The 25,106-nt window shown below is 35.9% G+C and carries 19 protein-coding genes; 7 read left to right on the top strand and 12 right to left on the bottom strand.

Translation table 11 applies throughout. The features are described from left to right. The first annotated feature begins 663 nt into the window (after positions 1-663). On the top strand, positions 664-2,088 hold the full coding sequence (locus DYI81_RS15580) for an amidase (protein ID WP_117008046.1): 1,425 nt from the start codon (positions 664-666) through the stop codon (positions 2,086-2,088). 117 nt (positions 2,089-2,205) lie between these two features. Here the strand turns inward: DYI81_RS15580 and DYI81_RS15575 are convergent, their stop codons facing one another. The 11 genes from DYI81_RS15575 to DYI81_RS15525 all read right to left on the bottom strand — a co-directional run bounded on the left by DYI81_RS15575 (position 2,206) and on the right by DYI81_RS15525 (position 15,915). Then, the gene (locus DYI81_RS15575) at positions 2,206-2,988 is read right to left on the bottom strand and encodes an OmpA family protein (RefSeq protein WP_117008045.1); all 783 of its coding nucleotides are present in this window, start codon (positions 2,986-2,988) and stop codon (positions 2,206-2,208) included. A gap of 36 nt (positions 2,989-3,024) precedes the next feature. Next, a complete protein-coding gene (gene tagF, locus DYI81_RS15570; protein ID WP_117008044.1) occupies positions 3,025-3,984 on the bottom strand; it encodes a type VI secretion system-associated protein TagF in 960 nt (319 codons plus the stop codon). A 45-nt stretch (positions 3,985-4,029) separates the two neighbouring features. After that, positions 4,030-7,872 carry a type VI secretion system membrane subunit TssM gene (gene tssM / locus DYI81_RS15565; protein ID WP_117008043.1) on the bottom strand — a complete coding sequence of 1,281 codons (3,843 nt, stop codon included), beginning with the start codon at positions 7,870-7,872 and terminating at the stop codon, positions 4,030-4,032. Positions 7,873-7,892: 20 nt separating this feature from the next. Further along, positions 7,893-9,338, bottom strand: coding sequence for a hypothetical protein (locus DYI81_RS15560; protein ID WP_117008042.1), 1,446 nt, complete (start codon positions 9,336-9,338; stop codon positions 7,893-7,895). Positions 9,339-9,340: 2 nt separating this feature from the next. After that, complete coding sequence (gene tssG, locus DYI81_RS15555; RefSeq protein WP_117008041.1) at positions 9,341-10,330, bottom strand: type VI secretion system baseplate subunit TssG; 990 nt, start codon at positions 10,328-10,330, stop codon at positions 9,341-9,343. Then, a complete protein-coding gene (tssF, locus tag DYI81_RS15550; protein WP_117008040.1) occupies positions 10,294-12,102 on the bottom strand; it encodes a type VI secretion system baseplate subunit TssF in 1,809 nt (602 codons plus the stop codon). Before tssF ends, tssG begins: the two co-directional genes overlap by 37 nt. An 11-nt stretch (positions 12,103-12,113) precedes the next feature. Then, complete coding sequence (tssE, locus tag DYI81_RS15545) at positions 12,114-12,590, bottom strand: type VI secretion system baseplate subunit TssE (RefSeq protein WP_106986320.1); 477 nt, start codon at positions 12,588-12,590, stop codon at positions 12,114-12,116. Positions 12,591-12,670: 80 nt separating this feature from the next. After that, entirely contained in the window at positions 12,671-13,174 is a 504-nt protein-coding gene (locus tag DYI81_RS15540; protein WP_106986321.1) for a type VI secretion system tube protein Hcp, read from the bottom strand. 48 nt (positions 13,175-13,222) lie between these two features. Continuing rightward, entirely contained in the window at positions 13,223-14,704 is a 1,482-nt protein-coding gene (gene tssC, locus DYI81_RS15535; RefSeq protein ID WP_106986322.1) for a type VI secretion system contractile sheath large subunit, read from the bottom strand. Continuing rightward, entirely contained in the window at positions 14,697-15,200 is a 504-nt protein-coding gene (gene tssB / locus DYI81_RS15530) for a type VI secretion system contractile sheath small subunit (RefSeq protein ID WP_106986323.1), read from the bottom strand. The genes tssC and tssB overlap by 8 nt, the downstream gene beginning before the upstream one ends. Positions 15,201-15,219: 19 nt before the next feature. Next, a complete protein-coding gene (locus tag DYI81_RS15525) occupies positions 15,220-15,915 on the bottom strand; it encodes a hypothetical protein (protein WP_227865771.1) in 696 nt (231 codons plus the stop codon). Between the two features lie 387 nt (positions 15,916-16,302). On the opposite strand from DYI81_RS15525, the gene tssH reads away from it, so the two are divergent. The 6 genes from tssH (at position 16,303) to DYI81_RS15495 (ending at position 24,087) form a co-directional block, all read left to right on the top strand. Then, positions 16,303-18,996 (top strand): type VI secretion system ATPase TssH, encoded by a 2,694-nt coding sequence (tssH, locus tag DYI81_RS15520; RefSeq protein WP_106986349.1) that lies wholly within the window; start codon positions 16,303-16,305, stop codon positions 18,994-18,996. A 95-nt stretch (positions 18,997-19,091) separates the two neighbouring features. Then, on the top strand, positions 19,092-20,216 hold the full coding sequence (gene tssA / locus DYI81_RS15515) for a type VI secretion system protein TssA (protein WP_117008039.1): 1,125 nt from the start codon (positions 19,092-19,094) through the stop codon (positions 20,214-20,216). A gap of 5 nt (positions 20,217-20,221) precedes the next feature. Then, a complete protein-coding gene (gene tssK / locus DYI81_RS15510; RefSeq protein ID WP_106986326.1) occupies positions 20,222-21,586 on the top strand; it encodes a type VI secretion system baseplate subunit TssK in 1,365 nt (454 codons plus the stop codon). 12 nt (positions 21,587-21,598) lie between these two features. Next, the gene (gene icmH, locus DYI81_RS15505; protein ID WP_106986327.1) at positions 21,599-22,408 is read left to right on the top strand and encodes a type IVB secretion system protein IcmH/DotU; all 810 of its coding nucleotides are present in this window, start codon (positions 21,599-21,601) and stop codon (positions 22,406-22,408) included. Between the two features lie 144 nt (positions 22,409-22,552). Next, complete coding sequence (locus DYI81_RS15500; protein WP_130125668.1) at positions 22,553-23,110, top strand: hypothetical protein; 558 nt, start codon at positions 22,553-22,555, stop codon at positions 23,108-23,110. Continuing rightward, complete coding sequence (locus DYI81_RS15495) at positions 23,107-24,087, top strand: M15 family metallopeptidase (protein ID WP_106986329.1); 981 nt, start codon at positions 23,107-23,109, stop codon at positions 24,085-24,087. The genes DYI81_RS15500 and DYI81_RS15495 overlap by 4 nt, the downstream gene beginning before the upstream one ends. Before the next feature lie 97 nt (positions 24,088-24,184). Here the strand turns inward: DYI81_RS15495 and DYI81_RS15490 are convergent, their stop codons facing one another. Further along, positions 24,185-24,946, bottom strand: a complete 762-nt coding sequence (locus tag DYI81_RS15490) for an alpha/beta fold hydrolase (protein WP_117008037.1) — start codon at positions 24,944-24,946, stop codon at positions 24,185-24,187. Positions 24,947-25,106: the final 160 nt, after the last annotated feature.

Raw genomic sequence — 25,106 nt, 5'->3', positions numbered from 1 at the left:
TTCAGCAAGTGTTTTTTCTGCTTTAATCGCAGCAAGTGCTACCTTAGCTTTAAAGTCATTTGAATGATTTCTTCTTGGTCTACGTGTCATAAAATACTCCATATATTGATGTTTATAACATCATTTGGGGAGCAAAATATCACTTATAAGTGTTGTTCAAATTTCCTGATCCACCTCTATTTTAATTGGTGAATAGCAATCATATCACTATCAAGCTAATATCAACTTTCACTATATTCCTCACAAATAATAGAACTTTTAACTTAGCCGTAGATAAAATCTCTAACGTACCAATACGGTTCACAAATTATGTATAGAGCTTCAACATTGAAGTTTTCAATATTTATCTATTTATGCAAGTAAAATTCTAATTCCATAAAATTATCATTAGATTCTTTAAGTATGTTGAACCTCTACTTTTAAAAATGCATAGTTGTTTTTAACAGCCTTATAATTTGATGCCCTTATATAAAGTAAAGATCCATAGTCTTAAAATTTTACTCTTACATGTAGCAATTTTCCCTATAAATAGAGTCAGTTAATCAAACTGACCATATTTGACTACATTGCCTATTTTTCCTTCACAGCATATAATCAACTTGACAATACATTATGTCAAAGTATAAAAATGGATTTAAAATATTAAAAAAATAAGGACTTATAATGCAAAATACACAAATTAAACGTGTACACAGCTTCACTAATGATGTTTTAGAAGATTTTGATGCTGTAAAAATTGCTCAACTGATTAAAAATAAAGAAATTTCTTCAAAAGAAGTTATTCAAGCATCTATTTTACGCGCAAAAAAAGTAAATCCAGAACTTAATGCAATTGCATCAGAGCGTTTTGACAATGCATTAGAGAATATTAATTCAAATCAATCATCAACAGGCATTTTTTCAGGTGTTCCTTTTTTCTTTAAAGACAATACAGACTTCATAGGATTACCTACACATCATGGTTCTCAAGCAATCCATAGTACAGCTGTAAAAAAACACCCTAAAATTAGCCAACAGATTTTAGATCAAGGTTTTATTGTTTTAGGTAAAAGTAATTTGCCTGAATTTGGCTTAAATGCAACCACAGAATACCAAGATGGTTCCGCAACAAAAAACCCATGGCATACAGATTATTCATGTGGTGCATCATCTGGTGGCTCAGCAGCATTAGTTGCCTCTGGTGTTGTGCCTATTGCACATGCAAATGATGGTGGTGGATCCATCAGAATTCCAGCAGCTTGCAGTGGTTTAATTGGCTTAAAACCAACACGTGGTCGCACTTATAATAGTGATGCTGCCAGCATGTTACCAATTAATATTATTTCTGAAGGCGTTGTTACACGCAGTGTTCGGGATACTGCACATTTCTTTGCGGGCATGGAACAACGTTATGTGAATCCAAAACTTCCTAAAATTGGAAAGATTGAGCACAGTACAAATAGAAAGCTTCGCATTGGTGTTATACAGCAATCAATTACTGGCAATGTTGATTTAGAAACTACGGTAAGCTTAGAAGAAACGGCTCAGTTATTGGAATCTCTTGGCCATCATGTTGAATATTATCAACTGCCTTTTACTCAAAACTTTGTAGATGATTTTAGTCATTACTGGGGCTTACTTTCCTTTATGTTACTTACTTTTGGTAATAGACTATTTGGAAGTGATTTTGAACGTCAAAAATTAGATCATTTAACCTGTGGTTTAGCCCAACTCTATAAAAATAATTTTTATAAAACACCTTTATTTATCTATCGATTAAAACAAATACAAAGCCAATACCAACAAATTTTCCAACATTATGATGTCTTACTTTCACCTGTACTCGCACATACAACGCCAAAACTCGGCTATATTTCCCCGCAATTAGAGTTTGATGAACTATTTCAGCGTATTCAAAATTATGTAACATTTACCCCGATTCAAAACATCGCAGGTGCACCAGCCATTTCATTGCCTATGAGTTATACTCAAGAATACCACTTGCCTATCGGTATGCAATTTTCTGCCAATTTAGGTGATGAAAAAACACTTATAGAGCTGGCATACCAAATTGAATCTGCGCGACCGTGGCGCAGAATTCAAGATTAACCTCATGTTTATCACCTTTAAATCTACAAAATAATGACAATGCAATTTAAATGTCATTACATAATTGTTTAAAAAACCGTTTTTAGAACGGTTTTTTAATTCGAATAAGTATGAAATTTATAGTACTTCAAATTCTATACGACGATTTTTCTTACGGCCTTCAGGCGTTGTATTATCTGCAACAGGTTTATTCGAACCTAAACCTTCCGTTGACATACTGTCCGCATTAATGTTTTTACCAATAAGGTAGTTTTTAACAGCAACAGCTCTTTCTTGGCTTAAGCTTAAATTTTTAGCAGGATCTCCTGAACTATCAGTATGGCCAATAATTTTGACCTTTTTTCCACCCACTTTATTTAAGGCTACAGCCATTTCATCTAAAATTTGAGTACCTGACGGTGCTAAAACAGCACTGCCCGATTCAAACTCAATAATTCGATTTTTGAGTGTTGCATCAATAATTTGTTGTTCAGCTGCATTTACGCTCAACTGAGCATTTACTTTATAATTGGGTACTAAACTTTGTAAGCGTTGTGCTGCTGGCTGTATATCATTGGGGTTCGTGACTTTCCCTGTTAAATTCACCTGTGTACCACGTACAGTTAAACTACCTTGTTTCACTTTTTTTAGATCATCATTAATGGTGGCACTGACATTACTACTCCACCCGTTTGGCGCGGTGACCATCTTAACTTGAATCTTATCGACGACATTTTCACGCCCATAGGTGGTATACAGTTTATTTAAGATTTCCTGCTTGGCCATCTCATTTGGTACAGCGCCTTCCACAATAATCGGTTCTTGTGCAAATGCTATAAAACTGAGGCTTAAAGTAGATATAAGCATCAACCATTGCCTAATTAATTTATTGTTTTTCATTACTTTAGAATTTATCTTCATGAGAGTATGCCCATAATTTGGTCTTTTTTGTGATCACTAGACTTCAATGAAAGTTTGTCTAAATAACTTAAATGCTTGAGCCAAACTCATTTGACGCTCACACAAACCTTGCTCCAAGGTTGCTAAACCTGCATTTTGCTCTAAATATGGCTCGATCCATTCAGTAGCTGTTAACGACACCCAATGATCACTTTGCATATTTTGTGTGAATACATCACTTAATGCACGAATATCAGCACCTTGGAAACCAAATAACAGTACAGGCGCATCGCTATGTAAAATGCCAATGAGTAGCTCGGCATTTTGCTTTGCCACAAACCTGCTGATCAAATTGACCCAAAAAGCTGCAATTTCATAGCAATAACTAATATTATTAATAGGTAAAATCAGAACTTTATTTAGTTTCGAGGTCCCTTGTTTTATTACAGGTTGTAATAGTAAACCCAGAGCAATCATGCTTTGAGCCAATTGCTCTGTACTTAAATGCAATAATTTGGCGAACGAATGTACCGTATGATGTTCATAGAATGAAGCCGTTTCATCTGTACCAAAAATTTGAATGTCATCACTTAATTTACTCAATTTATCCAATAAAATATCTGGATCTCGAATAGAACGCATAATTCGATTACGTTGATATAAATCAATGAGCGTTTGTTTATAACGGTATGGTGCATATTGAATATTGTCCTGTGGATCATCAATTTCTAACAGATGACATAGCACCATAGGAAATTGACGACCAGAACTGTCTTCACTACTAATTAAGTTAGCAACTAAAAACCTTTTATCTTGTGGACTGGCAATAAAAAAGTCCAACGATGGTAGGTTCGCATATTTTTCCTGAAACGCTTGATTTTGCATGGCATGTTCAAGCGCTTCAGTCATCCATTGATCGATCAATTGTATGAGAGAATACTGCCCGCGTGTCTTTAAAAAGTCACCTCGGGCTGGGCATTTTCCATAATACAAAGGGGTCGTTTTGACTTCGTACATGCTATTTTCCCCTTCAAACATCCATGTTTACATATTTTAGATACATCATGGCGCGCTCCCAGTTTGACCTTGCGGTACTGGTGATGGTGCAGATGCCGCTACTGGTGCTTGTGTTGTATTTATTGTTTGTGCTGCCACAACACGCACTGCTTTACTCGTAACAACTTTATCGGCCAAAATCATTCCGTTATAGCCCTGATTTGAACCTATGCCAGCTGTTCCGCTACCACTAATGAGGCGGAAATTCATTTTTACAAACAGTTTTGGATCTTCTTTACTACGCCACAACATTTCAAAGGTATTCCCCGACTGTGTTCGTGTTGCCCCTTCAATTAAACGGTTAATACCATATTCACCAGGTTCATCAACAATCGTATGTGTTTTGCCTTCTAAATCTATGGCTGTAATACGTGCGCCTGGAATCGCGCCCTTATTTGGCCAAATGAAGTTCACCCACTGTTGTACCCCGTTTTCAAACACCATGCGCTGTCCATCAATTTCCACGGTGTAAGACAATAATTGCGTATTTTCTTGTGGGTAGAATTGGAAATTAGATTGGTTTGTTGCTGCAGGTGCTGATGAATTCTGGTTTAGTTCACCCGTTGCCACACCATTACTTGGCGCAACATAAGCTTGAAAGCTCGCCACAAATTGTGGATTTAAGCTAATACCTAAATCTTTCCATGTCTTAGACGTTAAGGTATAACCACGGCGAATAACCAGTGGATCAAGATACTCTTTTACAAAGCGTGCAATACTGCCATTTTCACCAAAAATTTGACCAATTTCATTGCTTGTTGCTTGTACAGTTGCACCAGCTTTAAATGGATATTTATTTGATAAATTGGTGCCAAATGGTTGATAAGCTTGAATCGTCCACAGTTTATTTAACTCATCTTGTGCTGGGATTACCAAAGTTTCAAATGACTGTGTTAATGGTGCCATCAAAAGTTTTTGTAATTGCTGTTGATCAGCTTCTTTCAAGCCCACTGCCATTTTTTCATCAACATATTTTTGTGTAATGTTGAATACCGACGTTTGGTCGTTAATGGTTTGTTTAACCAAAGCCATACTGGCTGGGCCTATGTCACCAGCACTACGCAAATCATTAAACTTACTGCGGACTTGACCTAGGTTTGCCATATATTCATCGAGTAAGGATTTGTTTTGTAAGTCGTCACGTTTGCGCACCAATTGATAGAACATTTGGAATTCTTTCGAGATCACACCTTGTGTAGCTGTAGATGCATTGCTTTGTGCAATTTTAGTTTCATCACGGCTGAGTACTTTACGTTTAAACCATGCAATAAATCCTTTTTGAGGTGCAGCTAACTCTGCTTGTACGACTGGATTATCCCAACTGGTTTCTTGCGCAACGCGGTTCAACACGATACGAATTGGTGAATTTTCAGGCTCGCCAAGCACATCAATAATTTTAACTTGCTGTGCAAAACTGTTGCCTTTTGCATAATGTGTAGCATTTAAGAATTTACGCCATTCAGCAATGTACTCTTGCTTATATAACTCGGTAAGCTGTTTACGAATTTGCTCAGGACTGCCACTAAAGGTCAAATCATCTGATTGGTTCATATTCAATACCCAGTCTTTAGAATCGGTTGGGCTATTGGCCGCTTGTTCGATGGCATCTTTTACATAATTGTCCCAAGCTTGATAAGTAAATATCCCTGGTAAGGCATAAGAACCCAACATTGTAGACTGACCGGCTTCACCAATGATTTGTTTCACCGTTAGTGCAGGAAAACGAACCGATCCACGCATTTTAATTTCGTTGTATACGCGATCTCGTGCAGGTATGCCTGTACTTACTGACATTAAGATTTGTCGTGTTTGATCTACCAATTGTGTGTCAGAATCCATACGTGGAAACAGCGGATCATTGGCCAAGGTCATCGCATAAGATAAAATCTGCTCCGCTTTTTGAATCATGTCACCACGTTCCATTTGGCCACGGTTTGAGTCCAACCATGAACGCCAAAAACGCGTCACCTGATCGCTTAAGTGACTCGATTCTCTGTACTGAGGATTACTTAACATTAAATATGCTTTTAAAGCATTATAGGCATCTTGTGGGCTGGTCTCTGAGGGTTCTAAATATGGTTGCTTACTTTGAACAGCTTGATTTAACTTCACATTGACATGATTTTCGCGCAAAGTTGCTTCATTACTTTTTACACGTTGTAAGTATTGCGCCATGTTCTGTTGTGCAGGTTGAAGTACAATTTGTTGGATGCCCTTCAAATATTCTGCCTTCAATTTTTCACGCACTGCATTCCCTTGATACAAACCGAAGCTGTATTTTAAAGGTCGATCCTCATCAAAATGATCAAGTTGTTGTAAATGACCTTGTAGAATGAGCAAAGCATCCATTTGTGTTGCTAAATTTCCTGAAGCATTATTTTCCATTTGCACGACTTTATTTAAATCGGCTTGAACTTCAGCAATTAACTGTTGGTTATTTCGATATGACCACACCCAAACACTCAAAATAATTGCAACTGCAATTAAAGCGCCTAAAAATGACATAAAGCGCTGACGCTTTCTTGCAGGATTAATATGCTGTTTTACAAGGTTTTTATCTTTTAAGATAACATTTGAAAATAGCCCTTTTAAGAAATAACCATGATCTTGAGAAATAGAATTGGTCGGTACCCCAAAATTAGTATCATCACTGCGAATTAAGTGAAAATCTTCCGCCAATTGCTCAGTCATTGGGCTTTCAATCGTACCTTCTTGTAAGGCACTGGTAAAATAGAAGCCACGAAAAACCGGTTTAAACTGATAGGGATTGTCTTGAAATAATGTGCCAATAAAGGTTTTTAAAACAGGTTTTAAGGTTTTAAATTCCAATGGAAAGGTCATAACACTTGGCGAAATATTTTGTGAATGGCGGCGACTAAGATGTGTTGTACTTACACCCTTTAAACCGTCATATAACAAACCGTAGTGTTTTTCAAATAACTCAGTCGCCTGATCTGATGTATTTGGATCATAAGGTAAAGTTGCACCCCAGACTTGATCAAATTCATCTTTGTCATAACATTCAAAAAATTCAGTAAATCCTGCAATCAAATCCATTTTAGAAAAAACAACATATACAGGTGCAAAAATTTCTAGGCGCTCGGTAATATCTTGCACTCGTGCACGCAAGTTTTTTGCTAATTTAATGGTTTTTTCTGGGCTTTGACTTACTAATTCCGCCACACTAACGACCAAAATTAGGCCATTTACAGGTGCTTTAGAACGATTTTTTTTCAGTAAGCCTAAAAAACCTAACCATTCATTATGGTCTTCTGCATAAACAGAATAACGCCCCGCCGTATCAAGCAATACACCTTCAGTTGAAAAAAACCAATCACAATTTCGTGTCCCACTTAAGCCCGAAGACACCATCTTTTGATGTGTTTCTTCAAACGGAAAGCGTAAACCAGAATTGTAAATTGCAGAACTTTTACCTGCTGCAGGATTGCCAATCACCATGTACCACGGTAATTCATATAAAGCAGCATTGCCCTTTTTATCACCAAGCTTAGACTTACGGATCAATTGAATTGAGTCTTTCATTTGCTGATGAATTAACTGCAATTCTTCTTTATCTTTTTGTTTTCCGTATTCAGACTCTGTATCTTTAGCAATAGCTTCGGCTAGTTCTTCACCTTGTTGGCGATTTTTTCGATATTGAACTAGCTCATAAATGCCCCAAATAATTAAGCCAATGATGTAAATCGCGACTAAAATCAAAAAAATCTTAGGCGGTACGGAATTATTCATTGCAATTAAAGCAACAAATATTGACAGTGCCATCATTGCTTTGGGGTTAGTGACATACTGCCACACATAGCCAAGCAAGGTATAAAATAATGTGCTCACGTTATTCTCTTTATACTTTCTTAATTTTGAGTAATGACTGTTTCAGACTGATCAAATTCATAAGCTTTGAAAAAAGCATACGTTGAATCTTGCTCGGTACTGTAAATCATATTGATCATCTCTTCTGGCAGGTGCATACCCAGCATAAAACCAAATACTTTTGATAAATTTTGTGTATGTCCAAGATTTTGTTTTGTATATAAAAAATGATGAAAATCTATCGCAGTGTCTTCAAATACGCACTGTAAGGTTTTGGTTGTTTTAACATCGTTCGCATCATCTAATACCAATACAAAGGGATGCTCTTGCTGAAACTGCTCTAATTCATTTAATTGATTATTTTTTAAATAATTCGAAAAATTATTTTCATTCACGCTCAACCATAATGTAGTAAGCGGTTGTAAATCAAGTAATACTGTCGATGTATTCGCTACACACCAACTTGATACAAATTCAGAGGCAATATACTGCTCATTTAACCAAAAGCGTTCATCTAAACATTCCTGATCAATTTCTGAATCTACACTAATTAAAAATTTCACTTCATTGGCTGTATTCGCGGCATCTTTGAGTAATTTTGTCCATTCACTATAGGCTGTTTGGCTACTAAAAAAATGATGCTCAATCTGAATTTGCTCAGGCAAAATCGCATATTGAATGCTCAATGCTTCCTGAAGTTCAAATTTACTTTGCTCATTCCATTGGTGAATTAAGTTTTCAGCCAATAAAATATGTACAGTAAAACGATTTAAGCGTGGCACTTCCTGTACAGGTGTTTTATCTTCTTCATGATCATCTACAAAATTTTCTTGCGTCCAGCCTGGATGCATTTTGTATTGGTAAGCCAATTCACTATCATAAAATAATGCTGATTGCTTTAAATGATTGGAAACCATCGCTAAAGTTTCAGCATGCTGTTCAAATTGCTGACGTATTAAAGAATGGATCCGTTTTTCTCTCATACTCATGACTGGCAGATCATCCTCATCTAAGGTTGAATCAATCAAATCATCTAAGTCCTGAATACGATAACTTAAAATAGGCAAACCATAGCTATTCATAAGTTTTTGGTCCAGCTCAGGACTTTTAAACGCTTTAATACTGTCAATGATTTCAGTATTTTCACCAAAACTATGCCAAGAATGTGCAGAATAAATATGCAGTTCAAATTGCTCACTTGGTAATTCTTTTGGACGCTCACGTTCTAAGGCATCAATTTGTTGTTGTTCATAACGCAAAGCTTCTTGCTCAGCTTGTAGTTGCTTTTTTTCTTTTTGAGCCTTCATTGCTTTAATGATGAAGACAGGTGCAAAAATAACAGTCGTGATCATTAACGGTAAAGCTAAAAAATATAGACCTAAATCTATTGAAGATGGGTCATAAGCAGTATCACGCCAAAAATAAATCACACAGGCACTTACTAAAATAACTAAGCCAATCAAGGTGCTAAGAAATAATTTAATCATTGTTATTGTCCACCAATTAATGCATAACACGTTTCAGCATTGTCTTGCTGTTGTGTAGGCATTAGAAAAGCCCCTTGAGATAAACCGCAATGGCTATTTGCACTCAAACACAAAGGCTGAATCTCTTGTTTTTTTAAAATAAGTCGTACATCTACAGTTAATGTCGGTGTACACCAAGTTTGAATAATTTTTTTTAGTTTTATACTTTGCTCTTGATGAGGTAAAAAGCTTAGATAATCTTCACGTGTCAAAGGCCCGATCACAATTTCAATTTTTTCATCAATTTGACGAACTGTACTGCCACAAAATGTATTTATTCCCAGCATAAAATCATGCGTCCCCCCCAGACAAGTTTGCTGATCAGGTGCTAAATTAAATTTCTCAGAAATAAATTCTGTAATATCGAAATGTTGACTAAAAATACAGTTCAACATGGTTTTTAAGGCATGTGCATTATTGTTTTGCCCCTGCATCAAACCCGAAAATTCAGCAAAATAATCATCTAATTCTTGCTGTGCATGCTGTTCACTGACATAACCTGCTAATGCATGAATAATATTTAAATAACTATTTTCATTTTCAATTTCATAACGGATCGGTAGCTGATAGTTAATACTCGCATCAACATATTGTGCGGTTAACTTATGATTGAATAGCGATAAAAAACTTAAAGTTTCATCACGTTGATGCCGGCCACTTAGCTTTATTTTATTGGTATAGCTATAAGGTAGAGCCCCTTGCATACCCGTTAGGCCAATAATTAAATTGGTTAAATGGACTTGTTCATCCTCAAGCTTCAAACTTTCAATTTCAGTTAATGGAAATGTTAAATTGAGAGAACTTCGAAAGTTAAAGTCATAAGACCAATGCTGTTGCGTTTTTACAGGTGCGTGCCTAAGCAAGCGTACGGCCTGAACAAAATCATAACTTTGAGGTTGATCAAACAATCCTTGGATTACAGAAGCATTTTGCCACCAACGTTCTGCACGCATTGGTATATCTCCTGTTGGGTGTGTACGTCATATATTTCGACATCAACAAAACTGTTCAAATTAACTCTTAAATTAAAGACATGACTTAACAACTGACTAAAAATATAGGCACTAAACCCACGAAAAACCTCTAAATCCAAGCTTATTTTTACTTTGACACCACGTACAAATAATGGAAATGGTTTGCTATTCACTAATTTTTGCGCAAGTGAAAAGTCGATTTCTTTAATCGCATCTATAATTAATTGATTTTCTTTACTCTTTGGTAGGTTATATAACTCTAGAAGCTCTTTAATATGAGCAACAGAATCCCCTTTCATTAACGACATATTATTTAATGAAAGCTGAGAAATAATTCGCCATTGTTCTTGCTTATTTTGCTCAAAATAAAAAGGTTGTGTTGGACGTTTCAGCATTAATGCACGTCGAGCCAAACTACTATCATTTAGCGTTAATATATTTTGGTCTTTGTTATAACTTTCATAAGGCAAATCACGATTCGTACACAAAAGTTCAGTACTAATAAAATCAGATTTTGTACTCGCAGGATCCAATGACTTAGAAATAATGCTATAACTCATTTCTTGTGATTTATTATTTAAACCTGAAGTTTTTAAGCTATAAAAAAACTTGACCTGATCATGCTGATAATGACTCATCGCAAAGAACGGTAAAATAGGATGCATAACTTCATCTTGTGCACTTTTTTCACGGACCATATTCATTTTTAAAATTGAATACGCCTGAAAATAATCAGGATGATGCGCATCTGTGACCAATGGATAATCCATGCGCTTATGATTAATTTTTTGTGGTTCTGCCTGCTTTTTAAATAAATTGATAATTGGCGTTGCAAATAATTTAAAATTAGCGGTGCTTAACTCTGAATAATTTCGTATAGAAGCTTGGTCATTTAAATTTAATTTAAAATGAATTTGCAACTCAAAGCTAGAATGTTCCAAAGCTAAATGTGAGATAGCATTCAAATTAAGTTTTAAAAAATTAAATTTTTCAGGAAAGCAAAAATATTCCATGAGTAAACGATAAGCATGATGCGTATGCTGATCTAACGGTAATATTCCATCAGCCTCATCAAAACCCATTAAGCTAAAAGGATTAGCAATATCATAACTTTCTTGACCTGCTTTAATACTAAAATGCGTTCCTTTTCTAAAAATATGGTCGAGCACTTGCAATGGAAAATGCGAAATAGCATCTAAGTAAATAGGCAGGTGTTGTTGTTCTAGTAAACGATGGCTTTTATTAAAAATATCAAAGACAAAGCTTAAAGTCGCATTATGATTTACATGCATTTGTGCTGTTGGATGCGTCTTAAAATGTACACTTTGTAGTGCAATTGGCATAATCGCCGTATCGTATGAGGTTGCATACTCACATTGAACACCACGAACACTTTTCGCTTTTAAAATAGTCGATCTAGGAATGAAATGTAATTCAGTCAATGTTTTTATTTTATTGATATCTTCAAATGACACCACAGAACTTGCTGGAAAAGGCTTAAGATATTGAGGAAACATGACCTCATAAATAGAGCGTGTAAAAACCTCATAGCTATCATCTAGCTTTTTATCAATACGTGCAGCCACCAAAGAAAAAGCTTGGATAAGACGTTCGATATGTGGATCATCAATTTGTTCTTGATTTAAAGATAAGCGTTGTGCAATTTTTGGATATTTGTTTGAAAAATCACGCGATTGCTGTGCAAATTCCTGTAATTGTTTTTCATAATATGGGAGTAGCTCTTCAATCACGGATAACTCACTTAGCTTTTAGAGGAAATAACATATTGTTGTGTGGTCGGTTTTAATAAAGCATCAAACACAACTGGCTCATATAAAGGATGAATATTTAAAAATGCTTGAATACTTAAGCACAGCGCCCCCATATTGTTGCCTTCCATCAACATTTCAACCTTAATTTGCTTTAAACGAGGCTCATGTGCGGCAATTGACTTTTCAATGGATTGGCAAATTTTGTCACAATCTGTTGGGTTTGCAGTTGACAGACCAACAAAATCGATAATGCCAAATTGCAAAATTGACTTTTTAGCCAAAGGAAAATCCTCAATTAACTCACCAAAATTCGCCATTCGACTATTCAGTAAATCTTCTAAATCAGATGCAACGGATTCACGTAGTTCACTTAATGACAAGCCACTTTGCGCTTGTTGGTCGTTAGGTAGCATGCGATCGAACAAAGTTGTTCGAAATCCAAAAGGATAAAGTTGATCTAGATTCATTTCATTCTTATGTATTTACAAATATATTAAATAACAAAATGATAGAGGCTGGCTGACGCCAACCCCTACTTTTAAAAATATTATGCAGCGTATGATGCAGTGTTATTAGACAATGACCACTTCTTAGTAACAGCACCTTTTTGCGTACCGTTAATATCTTGTTGGTTGTATGTCCATTCAACAGCAGCATATTTCAAACCAAATGCTTCGTGCGGAACACCTTCATCATTTACGCTTGGTGTAACACTTGAAACTAAAACATGTTTCAATTTAATTTGAAGATATTTAATACGTTTGTCTCCATTCGCACGATAGAAATCGATTTGAACTTCATCAAAAGTATAACCAGCAGAACATGCTTCCCATAATTTTGGACTCGTTGCATCTAAGTCTTTTACGAAAATCATGTCTGAATGTTCTACACGTTCAGCTGTATGGCCACCAACACTTGAAGATGTTGCTGATTTAGGTTGACGGATATTGTGTGACCATGAATTAACTTCGAGCCAGTTTTTATGTTCAGTATCACGCGACTCACCATCAATTTTGTATTTGCCACGAAACTGTACGTATATATCTTTCATTTTTAATTTTCCTATTTATTTAAAGTTATTATAGTGTTGCATCAAAAATTAATTTGAAGACTGAGGAAGTTCAGTAACAAGTCGCAATGAAACTGACAACTCATCCAACTGGAAATGCGGTCTTAAAAAGACCACAGATTTGTAGTGACCCGGTTCAGCTGGGTTTTCTACAACTTTTACAGAAGCTTCACGCAATGGATATTGAGCTTTGGCTTCTTGAGAAGCGCCATCATCTAATAACACATATTGTGAGAGCCAACTGTTTAAAAAGGCTTCTACATTACCTGCAGATGCAAAACTACCGACTTTGTCACGCATCATTGCTTTTAAATAATGTGCAATGCGTGATACAGCCATAATGTACTGAATTTGACTTGATAATGCTGAATTGGCATTCGCCGTATCGCTGTCATATTTTTTTGGTTTTTGCGTTGATTGTGCGCCAAAAAATGCCGCATAGTCCGTATTTTTACAGTGTACCAATGGAATAAAACCGAGGTCGCTTAACTCTTTTTCACGACGATCTGTAATTGCAATTTCTGTTGGGCATTTAAATACAACTTCACCATCATTGGTTTTAAAGGTATGAACAGGTAAACCTTCAACCAAACCGCCACCTTCAACACCACGAATTGCTGCACACCAACCATGCTGATCAAAGGCATTGGTTAAACGTGTACCAAAGGCATACGCGGCATTCATCCATAAATATTCATTGTGGTTTTCACCAGACACTTCTTCAACGTAATTAAAGCCTTCCGTTGCGGTGCCTTCTTTAGGATGATAAGGCAAACGACCTAATACACGTGGCATGGTTAACGCAACATAGCGCGCATCATCACTTTCACGGAAGGAACGCCATTGAACATATTCAGCAGTTTCAAAAATTTTACTCACATCACGAGGACGATCTATATCTGTAAATGACTCTAGACCAAACATGTCTGAAGACGTTGCTGAAATAAATGGTGCGTGTGCTGCTGCTGCCACATGTGAGATTTGTTCTAATAAATACATATCAGAAGGTGTACGATCAAATTCGAAGTCACCAATTAAAGTTGCATAAGGTGCACCACCAAATGAACCATACTCTTCTTCGTAGATTTTTTTGAATAAAGTACTTTGATCGAAATCTGTAGCACCTTGGAAATCTTTAACCAATTCTTTTTTTGTTGTATTCAACATACGAATTTTAATTAAAGAGTTTGAAGGTGTTTCTTGACAAAAATAGTATAAACCACGCCAAGTTGATTCAATTTTTTGAAACTCTGCATGGTGCATAATTTTGCTTAATTGTTGTGAAATTAATGCATCAATCTCTGCAATACGCTTATCAATTGAAAGTGACATATTTTCAGACACAGTAATTGTACCAGCCATCACTTCTTTGGCTAATTCGCCAATCAGGCTTTTTGCACGGTCATGTTCTTGATCATTACGTGCAATACGACTTTGCTCAACAATTGAATCAAGTAAAGAATAGTTTTCAACTTCTGCAACAGATGCTGTAGCGGTATTAAAATTATTCACTTTCAACCTCCGCACTTAATTTACGTACTTGATCTGTATTTTTTAAAACATCATCTAATAGATCTTCAAGTCGTTCATTATTTGAAATTTTATTACGCAAATCAGTTAAACGCTCACGCGCTTCCACAAGCTTACGAAGCGGGTCTACATTTTGTACAATATGCTCAGGAGTAAAATCTGCCATGCTGGTAAAGGTCAAATCTACACCAATTTTGCCACCTTCTTCAGTCAATGTATTTTCGACTTGAAAGCTTGCACGTGGTGCTAAAGATTCCATTACTTCATCAATATTGTCTAAATCAACATTAATAAACTTTTTATCTTTCAGCTTGGTCTTTTCCACTTCTGAAGCTGCAGAAAAGTCACCTAATACACCAACAACAAAAGGTAATTCTTTTACTTCTTTACCATCACCTACTTCAACATCGTAAGTGAGCTGTACACGCGGCGGACGTATACGTTGTAATTTTTTTTGAACGCTTTCACGCTTTGACATAATTTAATTTCCTATTTTTTTATTTATTTAATGACGCAAATGGAGATGAGCCAGAATGAGCAGGTGCTGATTTAACAGCGGGTTGTTCTTTTTTTACAGTTGCAGTAGTTTTTGCAACGGTTTTAGGTTTTGAAGGTTTATCTGCGGATACAGTGCTTTTATTTCTTTTCGATTGTGTCGTTGATTTTAAGGAAGACTTCGATGACTTATTTGATTTGCTCTTAAAACTTTCATCTTCAGATTCTAATGGCTTTTCAACTGTCGGCTGAGCAAAGCGAATGGTTTCCGCGAGTTGTTTTGCAGGTGCATAACTCGTTTCAGTTAAAGAGCGTAATTCTGTTGAACGCATTTGATTTAGCGCATTTTGAGCAATACTTACACCAGCCAAAAATGTTACATCGGTTAATTCACGTGAGCTCACATTTTGGCTACGCAATTGATTGATCACTTCTAATGCTTTTAAGTTATAACCTAGACCTTGATAGCGCTGTGCAATTTTTAATGATAGTTCTTGTTTTAAAACATCATTTTTTCGATTGCCTTTATCACAAAGTTGGTTGTAAAAATTAATGAGTTCAGCATCTGTATCACCCGCAGCAACCGGATAATCTTTTAAACAAGATTTACTGATTTCTTGCGTCTGATCTTTTGCAAAGCTGAATTGCATTAAGCTTGCCGTAAGGACAAACGTTAAAATGAGATTATACTTATTCAAAATAGCCTCTATCTTGGTATTAATTTTAATTTATATAATATTATTCATGTGAGATTGATCACAAATTTCTTGCAATCATACTCTCAATTATTCTTGATTAAAAAATATGCCAACAATTCTAACAAAAGAACTAGCTATGAAGTCAATACAAAAATAGAAAATAATTAACAATTTTTGTCAGTTTCTCTTGAATAATTTTGTATTTAAGTCTTAACATGCAATGGAATTATCTTTGTTTTTTTAAAAAATTATGTAAAATATCCAACATAGTTTTGATTTGTTTAATATAAACAATTGATTTAAAACAAAATACTAAAAACAGCTAGAATCAGGTACCTCAGCAAAACCCAATTTTAATATGCTGAAGTGTGTCTAAAAATTGAGAAAATTATGAATAATTTAAAAATTTTAATCACAAAATTGTCACCTCATGCGCGTATTTGTCTCGAGAAATCGGCAAATACTTGCATATCGCAACAAAATTATGAGATCGAAATTGAACATTTTTTTCTAGAATTACTACAATCAAATATAAAAAATGATCTTTATTATTTAACTGAAAAGTACAAAATTGAGCGTGATGGCCTAAGTCAAGATTTAAAAGAAAGTATTACACAACTCCCTAAGGGCAATGCCCGTACACCAATTTTCGCACAATCCATTGTACGGTTATTAGAACAAGCTTGGTTATTAGCATCAGCAGAACAAAATCCTATTATTCGTAGTGGTCACTTATTGGTAGCCTTATTGACTGCACCTGATTTGTATCAAATTGCAGCGCGTGCTTCATACTTATTTGAACGCTTCCCTATCGACACCATGAAGCATAAATTTTTAGATGTATGCCATGAAAGTGTTGAAAATGAATTTCAAGTTCAAAATTTAAATACTGAACACGAAGACTCAACTGTCATGAGCACACCAGTTGCAAAAACACCTGCTTTAGACCAATTTACCATTAACCTCACTGAAAAGGCTAAAAGCGGTGGTATCGATCCAGTCATAGGCCGTGAATTTGAAATTCGCTTAATGCTCGATATTTTAATGCGCCGTCGTCAAAACAACCCCATTTTAACTGGGGAACCTGGTGTTGGTAAAACTGCTGTAGTTGAAGGTTTGGCTTTAAAAATTGCAAACAACCAAGTTCCAGATGCTCTAAAAAATGTGCAATTGCATGTATTAGATATGGGCTTGTTACAAGCTGGTGCAAGTGTCAAAGGTGAATTTGAAAATCGTTTAAAACTTGTGATTCAAGAAGTTCAGGCTTCAGTACACCCTATTATTCTGTTTATTGATGAAGCTCATACATTAATTGGCGCTGGTGGCCAAGCTGGACAAAATGATGCAGCCAATTTACTTAAACCTGCATTAGCACGTGGTGAATTACGAACTATCGCTGCAACAACTTGGGCTGAATACAAACAATATTTCGAAAAAGACGCGGCTTTGAGTCGTCGTTTCCAAGTAGTAAAAGTTGAAGAACCTACCGAAGAAGTTGCGATTGATATGTTGCGGGCTATGATTCCAGTCATGGCACAACATTTTAATTTGCAAATTGATGATGAAGCCATTGTCACTGCTGTTCATGCTTCACACCGTTATATTACTGGGCGTCAACTCCCAGATAAAGCCATTAGCGTTTTAGATACCGCAGCAGCACGGGTTGCCCTAACACAAAATGCTCAACCTGTTAAATTGGATCAGTTACTAGCGAAACAGCACAATTTAAATCTTGAATTAAGCATTTTAGAAAATGAACATAAAAACATCCCAATTCATCATGAACGCTTAGATGCTTTAAAAGCTCAATTGTCGCTCTTAGCATCTGAAATTGAGCAGGTTAAAACTCAATGGATGCAAGAACTACAATGGGTTCGAGAAATTCAGCAACTTGAAATAAATGATTTAACTGACGAAACAGAAATTCAAAAACTTGCAAGCTTACGTGAACAACTTAAAGCAAGCCAAGGCCAAACACCATTGGTCTTTGAACGTGTAAATGCTCAAATCATTAATGAAATTATTTCCGATTGGACTGGCATTCCTGTTGGCAAAATGGTCAATGATGAAATTAAACAAATATTAACTTTAGAAGAAAAACTTGAACAACGTGTCATGGGTCAAGACTATGCCCTTCATCAACTCGTTCAAGGCATTAAGACATCGAAAGCTAAGCTTGAAGATCCAAATAAACCACAAGGTGTGTTTATGCTCGTGGGTCCAAGTGGTGTTGGTAAAACAGAAACTGCATTGGCTTTAGCTAATGAACTTTATGGTGGAGAATCACACCTAATCACCATTAACATGTCCGAATACCAAGAAGCACATACGGTATCTTCATTAAAAGGTGCACCTCCTGGTTATGTGGGTTATGGACAAGGCGGTGTATTAACCGAAGCCGTGCGCCGTAATCCTTATGCAGTTGTATTACTCGATGAAATTGAAAAAGCACACAACGATGTTCAAGAATTATTTTATCAAGTCTTTGATAAAGGGACACTCGAAGATGGTGAAGGTCGTGTGATTGATTTTAAAAACACAACGATATTGCTTACATCAAATACAGGCTCAAGTGCCATCATGCAAGCTTGCTTAAATGCACCTATAGAAGAATGGCCTACAGCAGAAGCATTACTTGAGCAACTTAAGCCAAGTTTATACAAACAATTTAAACCTGCATTTTTAGGTCGTATGCGAATTGTGCCTTATTATCCATTGTCTGATGATTTACTGGTTCGTATTATTCATCATAAATTAGGCAAAATTACGGCACGCTTAGAAAAACAATATGCAACACAAGTAACTTATACCGATGAGTTAATTGAATTACTTTTAAGTCGCTGTACTGAAGTAGATAGTGGTGCACGTAATGTAGATAACATTTTGAATGCAACTATTTTACCTGCATTAGCAACGAAAATTTTGGTTGCTATGAGTGAAAATAATATTCCTAAGCATATCGAAATTCATGTGAAAGATGATGAGATTATCTATTTACTTGATCCCGTAGCAGATGTGAAGACAACAAAGAAAGTAAAACCTAAAAAAAGCAAAAAATCAGAAGTTGAAAGTATTAAATAAACACTTTTGACCCCAATGTGGCTAGGAGTGATATTTATAATTACTTCTTGCCAAATAGATAGTTTAAATAGAATCAGAAAAAATAAAGGCAAATTATGAGTGTAGAACTCGAAACCCTATTACAGCCCATTAGCGAGCAACAGCCTTGTGGTACGGATTATTCATTTTCTAATGAATTTCATGCAATAAAAAAGGCAAAAACACAAGATGACCCTTTATTGGATCAAGGTGATTGGGTAGCTGAACCAAAACAAGCAGATTGGTCCTTTGTTCAATCACAAACCATTGAGTTGCTTACTGAAAAAAGCAAGGATATTCGCCTTTATACGTGGTTAATGGAAGCATGGGCACATTTATATGGTTTTGATGGCCTACATAAAAGCCTCGCTCTAATGCAACAGAGTTTAAATAGCTATTGGTTTCAGCTATTTCCCGAAATTGAAGATGAAGATTTAGATCAACGCTTAGGTTTATTGCAAGGATTTATTAATCTTTTACCGACATTATGCAAAAGTATTCCAGTGGTAAATGTTTCGCCGTACTACACCCTTTCTGACTACGAATCTTTTTTGCATCAACAAAATCAAAAACGTAAATTAAATACAGAAGATGAAGATCAAGAAAATCCCGTTAATTTAATGGAGCAATTTGATCACGCGCTTTTCAATACATCCAAAAGCATTCAATATCAAAACTATCAGGCTTTTTTAGAAACACTAACGCAGTGGCAATTGTTAAAAGATACGATGGATCAACTAATGGGATTAGATGCTCCAAGTTTTGCTGGAATTGACTCCCAAATTGAAAGTATTCATTTGAACTTAAAGAAAATTTATAAAGCCGAGGCTTTTTTACAATCTACTGAACAAAATAAAAGCAGTCCATCCCCCCCTATTGATACACCGATGAATGTTACAACACCCCATGTAGAACAGGCTACCAATATGCATGTTGAACATAGTACAACTACTTTTCAACCACAACAAAAAAGTCATTTGGCAAATCGTGATCAAGCGATGCGTTTATTACAAGAAATTTCGGATTATTTCCAAGTCAATGAGCCTCATAGCCCTGTTAGCTATATGCTACAAAAAACTATTAAATGGGGCCAAATGCCATTACATGAATGGCTAACCCAAGTCATTAAAAATGAAAATCCGTTAGAAAATGTCCAAGAAATGTTGGGCGTACAAAATAATGATGCACATAACGATTGGTAACTTAAATGTTAAAAGCTGAAAAAATATTATGGGGAGAAGGCCTATTCCTTAGACCCCAACACTTCCAAATGCAAGATGCTTATCACGAGCAAAGACTAAATCATACTGTACGATCTACTGTTCCATTTGCTTATGGCATTCAACAATTAGATTTTGATGAAGTACAACTTTCGACACAAGTTTTGGCTCTAAATAAAGTTGAGATGATTTGGCAAGATGGTGAAATTTATCAAGCGCCGGCACAAGATTTACTGCCAGAGCCAGTACTTCTTGATGAGTTAAATCTTAAAAATGAAATGCATGTATATTTGGCACTCCCAATTATGCAAGCCAATAAGAAAAACTTAAGTTTTGAACAACATACGCAGTCTAGTCGATATCATTCTCACTTGACTGAAGCCTATGATTTATTTACAGATGCATCTTTGGCGGACATTACCTTATTAAAGCGTCGTGCAGAGTTAAAATTGTTTGAACATGCACATGAGCCAGCTCAAAGTTTAGATGGCTATTTATATATCCAAATTGGTCGTTTAAAGCGTCAAAGTTCTGGCAGTTTTATCTTAGATTCTAAATTTATTCCGCCAATTTTACATATCTCAGCCTGTGATTCTCTATTGGCTGGATTAAAAAGAACTTTAAATATTATTAAAGCGAAAATTAAGACAATTCAGGCCAATAACCGTGAAAATGAGCAAAAACTCATTGAATTCCGTTCTGGCGATATTGTGTCTTTTTGGTTGGTGAATGCATTAAATACAGCTCATGCAACGCTGAATCATTTACTGCGTTATCCATTGATTCATCCAGAGCGCTTATATTTTGAGTTGTTGCGCTTAACGGGTTCTATGTTGACCTTTTCAACTGCTTACGATGTCGAACATTTGCCAGAATATAAGCACACCCACCTTGAAGAAAGCTTTGGTCAGCTTGATCTAATATTACGTGATTTATTAGATACGATTATTTCAAATCGCTATATCAGTATTAGCTTAAAAGAAACTCGACCTTCTTATTGGATTGGTAGTTTAGAGTCTGACAAAATTACCCGTGATACTCGCCTGTATTTGGCTGTTTCAAGTGGTGTTATGCCTACACATGATTTAATTTCTTATGTCCCTCTACGCTTTAAAGTTGGTAGTACAGTAGATGTAGAACAACGTGTCATGGCGGCATTACCTGCTGTGACACTGCAACATTTAATGCAAGTCCCAACGGCAATTCCAGTTCGTTCTGGTGTCAGCTATTTTGAAGTTGAACCAAATAATGAATTGTATCAACGCATGCTGGATTCTGAAGCGATTTGTGTATATATCCCGACAGGCTTCCAAGATATTTCAATTGAATTGATTGCAGTAATGAATGGATAAGGCAATATAAAAATGAATATGAAGAATAATGTACCCTCTCTGTTTGATGATGGCACGATTGGCACTGGATATGTACCGACACAAACGGAAGTCAAAGCACAAACTGCATCTGCAAATATGGTTGATTTATTACATGATGGTTTTTACATTGTTTTTTTATTAAAAAATCAATATGTACCATCAGATCCGGAAGGCTTTAAACAAAAAATTATAGATTTATTAAATCGATTTGATCATCAAGCACGTAAATTACAGTTTAATGCCGATGATATACAGGATGCTAAATACGCATTTTGCGCATTAATTGATGAAACGATTGTGACACAACAGGATGCACGTTTTTTTGATTTACAAAATAATTGGATGTTAAACCCACTACAGCTGACTTTGTTTGGCTCACAACTTGCAGGCTATCGTTTTTTTGAGAAATTAGAAGAGATCCGAAGTAAAGGTAAAGAACGACTGGCTGCACTGGAAGTTTATCACTACTGCATGTTGTTAGGATTTCATGGTAAATATCGTATTGAATCTATAGAGCATCTGAATCTATTGGTCTCACGTATTGGGGATGAAATTGATTATTTAAAAGGAAAAAAAGTCGCATTTTCTCCTTTTGCTGCTTTACCTGATCAAATCAAACATATTATTCATCGTGAGCTTCCATTCTTTTGGATTTTGATTTTTTTACTTTTGTTTTCTGTAATTTCTTTTGTGGGCTTACACTATATGTTGGGTAAACAAAATGATGCTGCTTTATCTAAATATCAAAACGTAATTAGCGCACCAGCAGAACAAGCTTATATCACCATTCATTTACCATAAGACTAGAATAAAATGGCAAACGAAAAATCAAATAATGTTCGAATATTACAATCGACTAAAAAGACAACAATATCACCCCTAATAACCGCTGTGATTGGTTTTTTAGCAGGTGTTTCTGTGATTTCAATTGCAGGTTTCATTTTTATGAATATGCAAGCGAGTGACAGTAAAAATACAGATCTTCTTACAAGTCAGCCTACAGAGTTACAAGAGCATGTACTCAGTGAGTCGAATGTAGCACCAGCACGTGTCATGACAGCGGATGAAAATATTGCTGATCATACGCAAACACAACATGAGCAAACAGTTCATACTTCAAATGATGACCCTAATGTTCAGGCTGTTGATCCTGTAAATGTATTTAAACATCCAACAGCAAAACCGCAACAGCTGACAAGGACACAACCTACTACTGGTCATACTCAAGATCCATTTGCCTTGACCCAAACAGAACCTAAAAATATTGTTGTTAATACCATTAAAACAACAAAACCTAATCCCGCACAAACTCGACCTTTACAAACTCAAGTTAAGCCTACACCTATCCCGACGCCCGTTGTTAAAGCAGCCGTAAAACCGACTAAACCAACCGTCATTGAAGAACCTGAACCAGAGTCTCCACGTGGCTCATTACAGGTGACTGTAACTAAAACAGTTACGCCAGTTAAGGAAACACCAAAAGAACCCAAAGCTGAATCATGATTATTCTGCTTTTTACATGTTTTGTAATTTTAAGCTTTGTCTCGGCATTATTGCTGTCGTATGAGCTTAGACAAATACTTCACAGTTTTTTTGCATCTTTAATTCCAAAAAGCAAAGATCGTTGGACAAATGCCAAACAATTTGCACATGAGCTGAATTCGGCAGCCTCACCTGAGCAAATTCAATCGCATTGGCATTTACAACAATGGTGGATATTAATCGCTGGAGCTGTACTGTTTTCCAGTATTTTATTATTTGCATTTACTCAACCCGTGACTGCGTCAAAAATGGAAGCTGACTATCTAAAAAAAGTTGATCCACAGATTTTTGCAATGCTAAATGGTGAAATGTTAGATGCACCCGCCGAAGTAGAAGAAAACCTAGTACAAGATGCCATTGCAGAAGCATTGGCCTTAGAAAGCATGAATAACTCAGTAATCTCTGCAACCAATACCGTCCCAACAAATTTAACGATGCCTGATGACGCCGTATTTGAAGCACATAGCCATAATGATTTAGCTGGAGCTGATCGTAAATGGCATAAGATGAATCCGCGTTTTAAGCAGCGTTTATTGATGGTCATGAAAACGATGCGTGAACAGCATGGCTACGAGATGGTTTTACTTGAGGGATATCGTAGCCCTGAACGGCAAAATAACTTAGCGACGAATATTAATACAACTCGTGCCAAAGGATTTCAAAGCTATCATCAGTTTGGCTTAGCTGCCGATATTGCATTTAAACGTGATGGTAAAGTGGTTATTTCTGAACGTGACCCTTGGGCCATGCGCGGATATCAACTCTACGGCCAAGTAGCAGAATCTGTCGGTTTAACTTGGGGTGGCCGTTGGAAATCGATACAAGATTATGGACATACTGAGTACCGCATGCCTGGTCTAGTAAAAACGCGTGAAATGGCGGAAAAACTCACGTCAGAAGGTCAGTTGCAAGCTTCAAATATCAATGTGAATCCATAAATGGATTCACATTGATATTCCGCTTTATTCAGCTCAGATGCCCTTTTTTTAATCATGTATATTGAAACCCTTTATGATTTCAACTCAGCTCATTTCATTATTTTAAAAAACTATTTAATGTATTAAGTACGGCCGTGGTTTGCTCTGCATGCAACCAATGTCCTGCTTCTGCAATATTTTGAATGTCTGCATGTGGAAATTGAGTACGAATCGCTTCAAAATGTTCATCTTTTTCAATATACGGTGATTTTTCACCTTTTAAAAATAATGTAGGTCCAGTAAATACTGTAGAAGTTGGCCAAGAGATAATATCTGCATAATGTGTATATAAAGCATTTACATTAAATAGCCACTGTCCTTTATGCCATGATTTTAATAAAAATTGAATAACCATTTCTTCTTGAATGTATTGTTTCATCAATGCAATGACTTCACTACGCGTAGATAAAGTTGCCTGTTCAACAGCTATTAATGCTTTGAAAATTTGGTCATGATGATTTTGCGTATATGCAAATGGTGCAATATCAAGTATTGCTAATTTTTCAATTCGATTCGGATGTTGTTGGGCTAAATACATGGCAATTTTTCCGCCCATAGAATGCCCCACCAAACTGAATTTTTCAATTTTCAAAGAATCTAAGGTTTCTACAAGATCCTGAGCCATTACTGCATAGTTCATATCAGTCGCATGCCCTGATTTACCATGATTGCGAACATCGACTTGAATGACATCATGTGTTTCAAAATAGCTTCGAGCCAGCATTCCCAAATTACTTAAGCTGCCAAATAATCCGTGAATAAAAATAATAGGGTTTGAATTACTTTTGGGATTTTCATGATGTTCGAAATTTAAAATCATAATGCTATCTTTGGTCTAACTTTTGAATACACTTTATGATGTGGTCTATTAAGAATTTAATCAATTGTGAAATTATTTTAATTTTTTTGCTTAGGCTATTTTGACTTGCTTTAGTAAATGAAAAAAGGCTGAAATAATCAGCCTTGTTATAAAATTGAAT

The sequence above is a fragment of the Acinetobacter sp. SWAC5 genome (assembly GCF_003419885.1).
Taxonomy (GTDB): Bacteria; Pseudomonadota; Gammaproteobacteria; order Pseudomonadales; family Moraxellaceae; genus Acinetobacter; species Acinetobacter cumulans.
Note: the sequence above shows the minus strand (reverse complement) of the source record. Positions and strands in the feature narration are given on the sequence as shown.